The organism is Catenibacterium mitsuokai, assembly GCF_025148785.1.
Lineage (GTDB): Bacteria > Bacillota_I > Bacilli_A > Erysipelotrichales > Coprobacillaceae > Catenibacterium > Catenibacterium mitsuoka.
Map to the genome: position 1 here is coordinate 1,233,935 of NZ_CP102271.1, position 12,896 is coordinate 1,246,830.

Here is a 12,896-nt window from a genome sequence, read left to right on the forward strand (position 1 = left end):
TCTGCTTAGAGGTAGTATTGTTGGAAATAACGTAATCTGATTAAGTCACAGATTGACATGATCTGGTAGTTGAAATCAATTGAATCAAACTTACCTGGTACATAGATTACTGTTGTATTTCCATTAAAACATGACTGTGTATATTTACGGTTCTGCGTGATGAGTAATGAATATGCCTTTTCAAAGCTGCAATTATCATATTTCTTCATTTCTTCTAGACTACGTCCTGTAGCACTCACAAAGATGACAACATCATCTTCATTAAATTGAATAGGATCATACTTATGATAATGGATAAATGGACGTCCAAAAGAAATCATATCTGTCTGTAACTCTACGGCAATAGAACAAGGATATAAACCACCAAAGATAATAATACGTTTTGCTTTATAGAAATGTTCACAGATAGAAGTAATCGTGTTCGCAAGTACTTCTTCGTCCATTGCCTTGTCCATCTTCGCTAAGAATTTCTGAGGAGTTTCTCCAAATAATCTGACACGAATCTGATTCAAACGTAACTGATGATCAGCTTCTAATTTAAAACGGAAATCTTCATAAGTAGAGAATCCAAATGATAATAAGAAGCTATAAAGTTCTTCTTTTCTAAAAGCACCTTTATCTAAGAATTCTTCTTCAGACATTTCAAATATATCTAGATAGTTAAAGATAATGAAATTGCATATTTTATAATAGTAATCATTCTGCATCGCACCATTTAAATAAGTCAATATTCTACTAAGTAACAAGCCCATTATATTCACGCCCCTTTTGGAATATTATATCATAGTTGTAATAATCTTTAGAAATAATTTTGTATTATGTTTTATTTTGTTTATAATGTAGAAAAAGGAGGCATATTTTATGCGTATTAAAGAACTACCATTAAGTGATATTCACTTTATTCCGTCAGAATATACAGATCATCTCTATCATTCTATTATTAGAATCGGTTTCTCTTTTCCTATTAAGGTCAAAGAAACAGGCTGTGGCTATTTGTGTGTAGATGGCAATAAGAGATTAACTGCTTTACGCGATATTTTAGAAAAAGATCCTTCATATAAAAGAGGAGATAAAGTCAAGGTGATTGTAGTCAATAGTACTGATAATCGTTCGAATGACTGTTCTCGTGGAAGGAATACTCATTAATGAGACTGATAGACATATTTGTATTAAATAAATGCGGAAGTAAGAAACAGGCGAAGAAGGCCATTAAAAAGGGACTGATACAAGTCAACAATGAAATAGTTGATGAAGACATGGACATAACTGATGAAACAGTTATTTATGATTCTAAGATTCTTGATCCTCATCCCTTGAAATACTATATCATTCATAAACCATCAGGCTATGTATGTGCCAATAAGGATTCTCATGATCCCTGTCTTATTAGCTTGCTTCCAGATGATAACCTTCATTATGTGGGGAGATTAGACCGTAATACAACGGGTCTAGTCATTTTGACTAATGATTTGAAATTAAGAAAAAGACTCACTCTTCCTGAATTTCATATACCTAGAACCTATGCCTTTACTTGTTTAAATCCTTTAAAGGATATAACACCTTTTAAAGAAGGTATTACTATTGATGGAGATGTAAAATGTTTACCTGCAATAGTAGAAATGACAAGTGAATATGAAGGTGTCATCACTTTAGAAGAAGGACGTTATCATGAAATAAAGAAGATGTTCCTTTCTCTTAATAATAAGATTACATCACTTCATCGCATTATGTATGGAGATATCTCGTTAGGTGATCTTCCAAGTGGTACATATAGAACTCTCACTCAAGAAGAAATCAATCATTTAAAAGACATTACTAGGAGGCAGTTATGCAATATATCAAAGAAATAGATATACATGGCTATACCCAGCAGGAAGCACGTAAGATGATCGATGCAGCTTTAAAGAAACCTGATGCATTGACTTTAAGAATCATCCATGGATATAATCAAGGACAGACTTTAGGTCAGATGGTGAGAAAAAGATATCGCAGTCATCCTCACGTACAAAGAATAGAATTATCTATGAATCCAGGTATTACAGATATTATTACAAAATAAAGGAGTTAACTATGACAAAAGATGTATTAGACTATTTTAAAACTATTTGTAGTATTCCTCATCCTTCAGGACATGAAGAATTACTAGGCAACTATATAGAAGAATTTGCACAGAATAATGAACTTGATTATGCAAGAAATGAAATAGGGGACATTATTATTTATAAGGAAGCTACGCCTGGTTACGCAGATCATGCACCTATTTTACTACAGGGTCATATGGATATGGTAGCTGAAAAAGAGGAAGATAGTAACCATGACTTCCTCACTGATCCTTTAGAAATCTATGAAGAAGATGGTTATTTACATGCAACAAAAACAACTTTAGGAGCAGATGATGGTGTGGCAGTGGCTATCATGCTCGCTTTATTAAGTGATAATAGCTTTAAACATCCTCGTTTAGAATGTTTATTTACTGTTCAGGAAGAAACAACTATGGATGGTATTACTCATGTAGATAAGGATTGGATTCATGCTCGCAAGATGATTTCTTTAGATGGTGATGTAGTAGGAGAAACAAGTGTTTCTTCTGCAGGTGGCGTTCAGTTAACTATTAGAAAGAATGCGACATTTGTAGAATCTCATGATCAGGGATATAAGTTCTATGTAAAAGGGTTATTAGGTGTTCATTCTGGTGATGCGATTAAAGAAGGTAGAGGGAATGCGATTAAGATTGCAGGACTTGTACTAAAAGCATGTTTGGATAATGGTTTTGATATCCGTTTCTCTTCACTTAATGCAGGACAGAAGGCCAATGCAATCTGTAGAGAAGGTTTATTTACTTTCCAGTCTACAAGCAATAAAGAAGAATTGAAGGCTTTTATTCATGAAAGAATGGAAGAACAGAAAGCTCTTTATCCATTAGAACCTTTAGATTATACATTAGAAGAAGAACAGAGTGGTCATGTAATCTTAGATAGTGATGCACTTATTCATTTCCTTGCGTTATGTCCATATGGTGTAGAAAAGTATTCTTATTACTTCAATCATTTCCCAGTTCTTTCTTTGAATTTGGGGATTATGGAAACAACAGAAAAGGCTGTAGAACTTATTCTGTTATTACGTAGTGAGAATGAAATCAATCTTAAACTACTTGTAAATGAAGTCGAAACATTGGCTTCTTTATTTGGCTTAAGTGTGACACCATCAGATGAATATTATGGTTGGAGCTATGATCCTGATTCTCAGTTACGTAAGTCTTACAAGGAAGCTTATAAAAAAGCATATGATAAAGAACTCAAAGAAGTACCGACTCATGGTGGATTAGAAACAGGTTATATGAGTCGAATATTTCCAGATATGGATATTGTGACTATGGGACCAAACTGTATTGATATTCATACACCACAGGAAAGATTAGAAATCAAGACACTTTATGAAGTCCATGAATTTTTAAAGAATTGGCTAGGAGAATTATAATGAAATGTGATATAGCGAAAAAATGTGGAAGCTGTCAGTTTATTAATCAAGGATATGTTAAGTCTTTAGAATATAAGAATGAAGAATGTAAGAAGATCTTTAAGGATTTAAAGGTCAATGTACACCCCGTCTCTGGGATGGAAGATCCTTATTACTATCGTAATAAGACAATTATTGCGTTTGATAAGACTTATAACTATGGTTTATATGAAGAGAATTCTCATCGTATTATTCCTTATAAATCTTGTCTCATTCATGATCAGGAAACAGATGCAATTATTAGTAAAATAGCTATACTATTTAGAAAGTATAGAGTTTCTATTTATGATCCACAAAGAAGAAGAGGGGAAATTAGACATATTCTTATTAGACGTGCAGTCAAGACAAATCAGACATTAGTTGTCATTGTTTCTAATGAAGCTATCTTCAAAGGTTCTAAGAACTTCTGTAATCAGCTTGTAAAAGCTTTTCCTTCTATTAAGAGTATTGTCTTAAATACAAATAAGAGACAGACAAGTATTGTATTAGGTGAACAGGAAAAGGTTCTTTTTGGGAAAGGGTTTATTGTAGATGAACTATGTGGAATGACTTTTAAGATTTCTCCACGTTCTTTCTATCAGATCAACCATGATCAATGTGAAGCATTATATAGTAAGGCGTTATCTCTTATTACAGTCAAGGATCCTAAAATCATGGATACATATTGTGGCATTGGGACAATAGGTCTTATTGCGAGCAAGAATGCGAAACAGGTTATTGGTGTAGAACTTAATAAGGATGCCGTGAAGGATGCAAAACTGAATAAAACTTTTAATAAGGTTGAAAATATCAAGTTTATTCAGGGGGATGCGACTGAATTCATGGTAGAAGCAGCAAAACAGAAAGTAGATGTAGATGTGATTATTATGGATCCACCAAGAAGTGGTTCTACTGAAACATTTATTAAAGCAGCTGTTTCTTTAAAGCCAAAAGAAATAGTTTATGTTTCTTGTGATCCTCATACACAGGTAAGAGATTTAAAGTTATTTAGAAAATTAGGATATGACTTTAAGGATGTATATCCTTATGATATGTTTCCATTTACGAGCCACGTGGAGACGGTAGTACTGCTTTCCCACAAAAAGCCAGACAGTCATATCAACATAAAAGTGGAGTTTGGCGAGGGTGAGGGTAAAGTTCCGTTAAAAGCAATCGCTGAAAGAGCAGAAGCCTATAAGCCGAAAGAGCGAGTCACCTACAAAATGATAAAGGAGTACATAGAAGCGAAGTATGGCTTCAAAGTACATACCGCATATATCGCAGAGGTTAAGAGAGATTTAGGTTTGCCGATGTATGATGCTCCAAATGCGGTAGAGGAATTAAAAAATCCGAGAAAACATCCAACAGCGGAAAAAGTAGAAGCAATCAAAGATGCTTTGAAGTATTTTGAGGTAATCTAAACGGATAAGCGTATCATTAGAAATAGTGGTACGCTTATTTTTTTTCGCTCAAATTTGCACCTTTGAACAGTTTTGGGCTTCTATATATAATGAAACCAGAAACGGAGGTGCTGTTTATGAGAGAGCAAACATATCACATATATCTGGATAGTCGCCAAAAGACAACCTTATTACATAGCCTTGTAGAGCTGAAAAATCAGCTTATACAGCAAGGCAGATATGCAGACTGCGTTGACGAACTTATATTTAAGGTCGCAAACGCACCTGTCAAGAAGCTGAGAATTGAATATGTATAAAGTACAAATCATCTGAGCCGCTTATTCTTAACTTACTAAGAGTAGGCGGTTTTTTTGCGTTCTGCTTTCTCTGCTACTCTTACATAGCCGCCTTGACAAAGCGGCTAAATCTATGCGAAAGGAGGACGCACAAATGTCAAATTGCAAAGTAATTGCTCTGACCAATCAGAAAGGCGGTGTCGGCAAGACAACAACGGCGGTCAATCTGGGCGTGAGCTTGGCACAGCAGGGAAAGAAAGTTCTGCTTGTCGATGCGGATGCACAGGCTAACCTTACAATGTCGCTTGGCTATCCACGACCAGACGATTTACCCATCTCCCTTGCCACCATTATGCAGGACATCATTGACGATAATCCCATAGATGTTCAGAACGGTATCCTGCACCACGGTGAGGGCGTTGACTTGTTACCCTCTAACATTGAGCTGTCTGGTCTGGAAGTAAGGCTTATTAACGCTATTAGCCGTGAGCGTGTTCTAAAGACCTGTATGAGCGAGGTTAAAAAGAATTATGATTATGTGCTTATCGACTGTATGCCGAGCTTGGGGATGTTGACAATCAACGCATTAGCGGCGGCTGATAGCGTGATTATCCCCACGCAGCCGCATTATCTTTCAGCGAAAGGTCTGGAGCTGTTGCTACGCTCCGTGTCAAAAGTCAGGCGGCAAATCAACCCCCACCTGCGGATTGACGGTATCTTAATGACGATGGTAATGCCACGCACCAACATTTCTAAGGAAGTGACTGCATTGGTAAAGAGTGTATACGGTCAGAACATCAAAGTCTTTGATGCCCAGATACCGCACTCCATCCGTGCAGTTGAAGCCACGGCAGAGGGAAAAAGCATTTTCGCTTATGACAAAAACGGAAAGGTTGCCGCAGCTTATGAGCAGTTCGGAAAGGAGGTGGCAGACATTGGCGAGAAGCAAAGAAACAAAAATCGAGCTGACCGCTTACGATGACCTGTTTGAAACAGACCAGAGCCGTGAAGAAGCGAAGCTCAGTAAGATAAGGGATATTCCCATTTCAGAAATTGACGAGTTCCCAGACCACCCGTTTAAGGTTTTCATAGACGAGGATATGGAGCAGCTTGTCGATAGTATTAAACGAAATGGTGTAATGACCCCTGCGACTGTTCGGCTCAAAGAGGACGGACGGTATGAGCTTATCAGCGGACACAGGCGGAAAAAGGCGTGTGAGCTTGCAGGATTGGAAACGCTGAAATGCGAGGTTAAGGATTTAAGCCGTGAAGAAGCCATTATTGTAATGGTGGAGAGCAACTTGCAGAGGTCAACGATTCTACCGAGTGAGAAAGCCTTTGCCTATAAAATGCGGCTTGAAGCAATGAAGCGGCAAGCAGGCAGACCCCCGAAAGAAAATGCGTCGCCATTGGCGACTAATTTACCGAAAGGTCGTTCCGATGAAGAATTGGGCGAACTTGTAGGAGAAAGCAAAGACCAGATACGCCGCTATATCCGCCTTACCGAGCTTGTTCCCGAAATTCTGCAAATGGTCGATGACAGGCAGATTGCTTTTCGTCCTGCGGTGGAAATCTCTTATCTGCCCGAAGAGCAGCAATACACTCTGCTTGAAGCGATGGAGTACAGCGACGCTACCCCGTCACTTGCACAGGCTATCAAAATGAAGAAGTTTATGCAGGATGATAAGCTCACGGACGAGGTTATTCAATCCATTATGGAGGAGGAAAAACCAAACCAGAGGGAGAAGCCTGCCTTTCGTGATGAACGGATAATCAAGCTCATCCCCAAGTCTATTCCCAGAGGGCAGGAATCGGACTTTGTTGTGAAAGCGTTGGAGTTTTACAACCGCCATTTGCAGCGGAGCAAAGACCGTGAACGATAGCCACACACCGAGGGCGAGGTCTGCCTGTTTACGGTGGATAGCCATATTTTCGGCTTCCCCCTCTCCACACCTCTCCCCCTAACTACTACCAGTAACTATCCGAAAAAAGAAAATATATGAGCTGCCAACAGGCGGCTTTTTTCGGTTAGTAAGGTAAATTCAACTCAACAATAACAGGAGGTAAACGATGAAATTTCGTAGATTATTCAAAAAGGCTGCGGTTGCTCTTATGGCTGCGGTCACGGCATTGTCCGTTTTGCCTGCGACAACGGCGTTTGCTGCGGGCGATATAGGCACGATTTCTTTTACCCACACCTATGACAGCAGCGGCAATACGATGAGATACAATTCAAGTGCTGTCTTTGACGGCTATACCGCAGGCGGTACGGGAAAATACAAATACCGTATGTTTGTGGACGGAGAAAATGCGTTCTGTATTCAGCCGGGCGTACCGCTGAAAACGGGAAACACCTTGAAAAAGGCTTCCTCAGATACTTGGAACGCCCTTTCCACAAACCAGAAAAAGGCGGTTGGACTTGCCCTGCTCTATGGGTATCAGGGTAACCGCAGTCATCTGTCGGGCAGTGATGATGAAAAATGGCTTGCGACACAGACTCTTGTATGGGAGTTTGTAACAGGCTGCCGTGAAGCCACAGGCTCATATCAGCAGAACAGTACAAAGGCATACAGCCTGCACTTCGGCTCAAATTATCCCAACAGCGGAGCAAAGGCTGCCTATGACCAGATTGTTTCGCTGCTGAGTGAGCATAACACCATTCCGAGCTTTATGTCGGGCGGTAAAAATGATATTACCAAAGAGCTTGCCTATAAGGACGGAAAGTACAGTATCACGCTGACCGATAAAAACAGTGTCCTTTCCGATTACAGCTTTTCAAGCTCTGACGGAAATGTAAAGGTGTCAAGGTCTGGCGATAAGCTGACAATCAGCTCTGCCGTTGCCGTTTCTGGCTCTGTCCGTATCACGGCAAAGCGAAACGGCGTGCCGACAGTCAGCGACAGTGCAAAGATGATTGCTTACGGCGACCCGAACTTGCAGGATTTGGTAACGGGCGTTGAGAACGCCGATACGGTTGTCGCATATCTCAATATTGAAACGCCGACAGGCACGATTGCCCTGAAAAAGACTTCCGAGGACGGCGTTGTCGGCGGTATTCAGTTTAATATCAAGGGCGATAACTTCAACAAGACCGTAACGACAGACAAAGACGGAAATATTACCGTGGAAGGCTTATTCCCTGCCACCTATACCATTACCGAACAGTCCATTGACCGTTACGAACCGCAGAAATCCCAGACTGTAACCCTTATTGGTGGAAAAACGACCACGGTAAACTTCAACAACACCTTGAAGCGTGGCTCTCTGGAGGTTATCAAAAATTCCGAGGACAATCTGGTAGAGGGTGTGAAGTTCCACCTTTACGGAACATCTTTAAGCGGCTTGCCTGTTGACGAATATGCCGTGACCGACGCAAAGGGTGTGGCGAAATTCTCTGATGTCCTTATCAGCGGAGATACGCCGTATGTGGTTGAGGAAGTGGATACGGCTATCCGCTATGTCGTTCCTGCATCCCAGACAGCACCGATTGAATGGGAAAAGGTAACGAGCCGTACCTTTGTCAATGTACTCAAAAAGTTCAATGTGACCGTGACAAAATCCGATGTGGAAACGGGAACGGAACAGGGCGACGCTTCTCTTGCAGGTGCGGTTTACGGCATTTACAAGGGCGAAGAACTGATTGACACCTACGCCACAGACAACAACGGTCAGTTTACCACAGAGTATTATGTCTGCGGTGATGACTGGACTATCCGAGAAATCAGCCCGTCCGAGGGATATTTGCTTGACCCGACCATCCACAAGGTAGGAGCAGAGCCAGAGCTTTATACCGTGGAATATAACTCTACCGCCAATGATGTAAATGAGCAGGTTATCAAAGGCAATATCGCTATTATCAAGCACACCGATGACGGCGAAACCCAAATTGAAACGCCCGAAGTCGGGGCTACCTTTGAGGTCTATCTGAAATCGGCAGGAAGCTTTGAAAATGCAAAGGAAACCGAGCGTGATGTCCTCACTTGCGATGAGAACGGCTTTGCCCAGACAAAGGATATGCCTTACGGTATCTACACCGTCCACCAGACCTCTGGTTGGGATGGGCGTGAGCTGATGAAGGACTTTGATGTGTTTATCAGTGCCGACGGTCAGACCTACCGTTTCCTAATCAACAACGCCAACTTTGAAAGCTATATCAAGATTGTCAAGAAAGATGCGGAAACAGGCAACACCATTCCGTATGCAGGTGCAGGCTTTCAGCTTTATGACCCGAATGGAAACCTCATCACAATGACATTCACTTACCCCGAAGTAACGACCATCGACACCTTTTATACCACAGCAGACGGTTATCTCATCACGCCGCAGACTTTGGAATACGGCAAGGGCTATTCTCTTGTAGAGGTGCAAGCTCCGTATGGCTATGTCTTAGATTCCGAGCCTGTCTATTTTGATGTGGAGCAATCCGATTCCACCGAAGAAAGCGGCATTACTGTCATTGAGGTGGTACGCTCCAATCTGGCACAGAAAGGCACGATTACTGTTTCCAAATCTGGCGAGGTGTTCAGCTCCGTATCCGAGAATAACGGTCTGTATCAGCCGATTTTTGCAGTAAGCGGTCTTGAGGGTGCAGTTTATGAGATTACCGCCGCCGAAGATATTTACACTTTGGACGGAACGCTCCGAGCTTCCAAAGGCGAGGTTGTGGATACCGTTACCACAGGTGCAGACGGTACGGCAAAATCAAAGGAATTATACCTCGGAAAATATGAGGTCAAGGAAATCACAGCTCCGTTTGGAATGGTGCTGAATGATGAAATCCACTCTGTCGAGCTTGTTTATGCAGGTCAGAATATGGCTGTTACCGAAACGGCAACGAGCTTCTATAACGAGCGTCAGCGTGTGGGAATCGACCTTACTAAGAGCCTTGAGGTGGATAAAAATTACGGTATCGACAATAATGGAGAAATCTTTGATGTAACCTTTGGCTTGTATGCGGAAAAGGATATTGTTGCCGCAGACGGCACGGTAATCCCTGCCGACGGCTTGATTGAGATTATCTCCTTTGACGAGAACGGCTATGGCAAGGCGGCAACCGATTTACCGTTTGGCAGCTACTATGTCAAAGAAATCTCCACCAACTCCGCATATATCATAAGCGACCAGAAATACCCTGTAACCTTTGAATATCAAGGACAGGACACTGCAACCGTCCACATCACAGCAAATGACGGCGAAGCCATTGAGAACAAACTCATTTACGGCTCTGTCAGCGGTAAGAAATCAGATGAGGACGGCAAGGCGTTAGGCGGTGCGGTCATCGGTATCTTTAAGGCAGGCACAGAGGAATTTACAAAAGAAAATGCTATCCAGACTACCACATCAAAAGATGACGGTAGTTTTTCTTTTGCCAAAGTGCCCTATGGTACTTGGATAATCCGTGAAATCGAAAGTCCGAAAGGCTTTGTACTATCCGAAGAAGAAATCGCCGTTACTATCGGCAAGGTGGACGAGGTTGTGGAAATCGAGCTTATCAACTACTTCATTAAGGGCAGCATTGAGCTGACAAAGGTGGATAAGGATTATCCAGACAACAAGCTCTCTGGTGCTGTCTTTGAGGTATTTGCCGATACCAACGGAAACGGCGAGTTTGATAAGGACGATGAGCTGCTTGGAGAAATGACCGAGCTTGACGGCGGTATCTACCAGATGAAGGAACTCCGCTACGGCAAATATTTTGTCCGTGAAAAGGCAGCTCCGACAGGCTTCGTACTTGATGAAAATGTCTATACCGTATCCATTGAGGAAAACGGCAAGACCTATGTGGTAGAAAATGAAGCAGGAAAAGGCTTTGTGAACGCCGCACAGACAGGCTCTCTCAAAATTGTCAAAACATCTTCCGACGGCAAGGTTGAGGGCTTCTCTTTCCGAGTAACAGGCGTAAACGGTTATGACAAGACCTTTACAACTGACCGAAACGGCGAAATCTTCGTTGAGGATTTGAGAATTGGCGAATACACCGTATCCGAGGTAAGCGACAAGGCTTCCGCAGGATATATTCTCCCTGCCGACAAACAGCTCACTATCAAGGTCGGTGCGACCACGATTGTCCAGATGCACAACGAGTTCAGAGATACCCCGAAAACGGGCGACGACTTTAATCTGGGCTTGTGGGTAAGCCTTGCGGCTGTTTCCCTTGCAGGTGCAGGAGTGCTTGGCTTTATCGGCTTTAAGAACAGAAAGAAAAAGGAGGATTAAGGAATGGACGCTAAAACGATTGTTGCCATAGTTCTTGTGGCGTTTATCATCGGAGCTTGTATTTGGCTCAATATCCGAAATAGGAAGAAGAAGTAACCCGATTTCGCAGGAACGGGGCGGCTTGCCACAACGAGCCGCCCTTTTCCTATTTATATGGAGGTGTACGATGAGAAATCTCAAAACCATTGAGGGCAAAGTGAAAGCTATTCTGGAAAAGGACGAGGAAGCCAGAAATGACGATATGCTGTTGTATCTAAAGGTGTGCAATACCTGTTTGAAAGACACAGGGGCAATGCCCTTTGCAGAGGTAATGCTGCAATACCGTTATCTTGGGCTTCCGAGCATTGAGAGCGTGGGCAGGACACGGCGGAAGCTGCAAGCGGAGTTTCCAGAGCTTATGGGAAGCAGTCGTGTTCAGAAGCTCCGTGCCGCAGGCGAAAAGGCGTACCGCAAGTACGCCAAAGAATGAGAGGTGCTTATGAACGAAGAAAAACGCATAAACGGCGGTTATGAAATTATCGAGAGCTGTACTATCGGGAGTAACGAGCTTGTCATCGGTCATAACCCAAAAGCTCCTAATCCGTATGTCTGTTGGTATTGTAAAAACGGCAAGGAATATTTCTGGGGCTATTACTGCAATGAGCTGTCCTCTGCCAGAGAAAAACTGAATGAACAGTATAAAACCGAGTGTAATATGCCGTACAATCAGCCCCAGAAAAAGCAAAGGCAGCGTGATGACCGTGAGCGATAAAAAGAAAATATATGACTGTACGACCTGTCCTTATCCCCGATACAAGGACGGGTCTATTATTTTCTGCGATGTCTGTATCCGAAAGATTTTAGACGAGCAGAAAGAGAAAAAACAAAGAAAGGAGCAACCCGATGGAGAATGAAGAAAAGCGTATGCTTGGCGATTATGAGGTCAAACAGAGTATCCATATCGGCAAAAAAGAGGTTGTTTTCGGTGTAAACGAAGCAGACAAATATCCCTTTATGGTCTGCTACTGCATCTATGACAACCCTCTGTCAGCAGCGTGGCCGACAGAGGGTGTCGGTACAGACGATTATCTGGAAGCAATGCAGATATTTACTGACCGAGTGCAGGCACAGATTGAAGTCGTCAAAGAGGAACAATCCCGATTTGATTTTGATATGACCCCGTTTACCACAGAGGATTGTATTCCTGATAACCGAAATGAGAGCATTGTTGGCAAGGTGGTGGTTATCAATGCAGAGCTTAACCGCTATGAATATCAGCACTCCGCCTATCAGCTTGTATTGGTGGACGGCGGACACGGTGCAATTGGCGGCAGAGGTCAGGCGGTATTCGGTACTTGCCTTGCAGACGGTAAGCGTGCCAGATGGGAAAGGTACGATGTGCTTGGCGTTATCAAACCAGAGAAAATGCCCGATTGGGCAAAGGAAGCGGTTGCCACAATCAAGAAACAGGAAAAGGCAAAGAAACCCCACAGTAAGGAGGAACGCTGAT

12 protein-coding genes are annotated in these 12,896 nt (G+C 42.1%); 11 read left to right on the forward strand and 1 reads right to left on the reverse strand.

Translation table 11 applies throughout. From position 1 onward, the window contains the following. Window positions 1–5: 5 nt before the first annotated feature. On the reverse strand, window positions 6–752 hold the full coding sequence (locus NQ499_RS06140; protein WP_006506540.1) for a MurR/RpiR family transcriptional regulator: 747 nt from the start codon (window positions 750–752) through the stop codon (window positions 6–8). 109 nt (window positions 753–861) lie between these two features. Between NQ499_RS06140 and NQ499_RS06145 the strand changes: the two genes are divergently transcribed. From NQ499_RS06145 to NQ499_RS06200, 11 genes are all read left to right on the forward strand, one after another. Next, on the forward strand, window positions 862–1,146 hold the full coding sequence (locus NQ499_RS06145) for a hypothetical protein (RefSeq protein ID WP_006506539.1): 285 nt from the start codon (window positions 862–864) through the stop codon (window positions 1,144–1,146). Next, the gene (locus NQ499_RS06150; RefSeq protein ID WP_006506538.1) at window positions 1,146–1,850 is read left to right on the forward strand and encodes a pseudouridine synthase; all 705 of its coding nucleotides are present in this window, start codon (window positions 1,146–1,148) and stop codon (window positions 1,848–1,850) included. Before NQ499_RS06145 ends, NQ499_RS06150 begins: the two co-directional genes overlap by 1 nt. After that, a complete protein-coding gene (locus NQ499_RS06155) occupies window positions 1,829–2,059 on the forward strand; it encodes a Smr/MutS family protein (protein WP_006506537.1) in 231 nt (76 codons plus the stop codon). The genes NQ499_RS06150 and NQ499_RS06155 overlap by 22 nt, the downstream gene beginning before the upstream one ends. 11 nt (window positions 2,060–2,070) lie before the next feature. Then, entirely contained in the window at window positions 2,071–3,477 is a 1,407-nt protein-coding gene (gene pepD, locus NQ499_RS06160; RefSeq protein WP_006506536.1) for a beta-Ala-His dipeptidase, read from the forward strand. Next, the gene (gene rlmD / locus NQ499_RS06165) at window positions 3,477–4,916 is read left to right on the forward strand and encodes a 23S rRNA (uracil(1939)-C(5))-methyltransferase RlmD (protein WP_006506535.1); all 1,440 of its coding nucleotides are present in this window, start codon (window positions 3,477–3,479) and stop codon (window positions 4,914–4,916) included. The genes pepD and rlmD overlap by 1 nt, the downstream gene beginning before the upstream one ends. 429 nt (window positions 4,917–5,345) lie before the next feature. After that, a complete protein-coding gene (locus tag NQ499_RS06175; protein ID WP_040390097.1) occupies window positions 5,346–6,173 on the forward strand; it encodes a ParA family protein in 828 nt (275 codons plus the stop codon). Next, entirely contained in the window at window positions 6,127–7,074 is a 948-nt protein-coding gene (locus tag NQ499_RS06180; protein ID WP_006506532.1) for a ParB/RepB/Spo0J family partition protein, read from the forward strand. Before NQ499_RS06175 ends, NQ499_RS06180 begins: the two co-directional genes overlap by 47 nt. Window positions 7,075–7,261: 187 nt before the next feature. Continuing rightward, window positions 7,262–11,407 (forward strand): SpaA isopeptide-forming pilin-related protein, encoded by a 4,146-nt coding sequence (locus NQ499_RS06185; protein WP_006506531.1) that lies wholly within the window; start codon window positions 7,262–7,264, stop codon window positions 11,405–11,407. Window positions 11,408–11,573: 166 nt separating this feature from the next. Beyond that, on the forward strand, window positions 11,574–11,876 hold the full coding sequence (locus NQ499_RS06190; protein ID WP_006506530.1) for a hypothetical protein: 303 nt from the start codon (window positions 11,574–11,576) through the stop codon (window positions 11,874–11,876). Between the two features lie 9 nt (window positions 11,877–11,885). Beyond that, complete coding sequence (locus NQ499_RS06195; RefSeq protein WP_006506529.1) at window positions 11,886–12,158, forward strand: hypothetical protein; 273 nt, start codon at window positions 11,886–11,888, stop codon at window positions 12,156–12,158. A 131-nt stretch (window positions 12,159–12,289) separates the two neighbouring features. Continuing rightward, complete coding sequence (locus NQ499_RS06200) at window positions 12,290–12,895, forward strand: hypothetical protein (RefSeq protein ID WP_006506528.1); 606 nt, start codon at window positions 12,290–12,292, stop codon at window positions 12,893–12,895. The last annotated feature ends 1 nt before the right edge of the window (window position 12,896 follow it).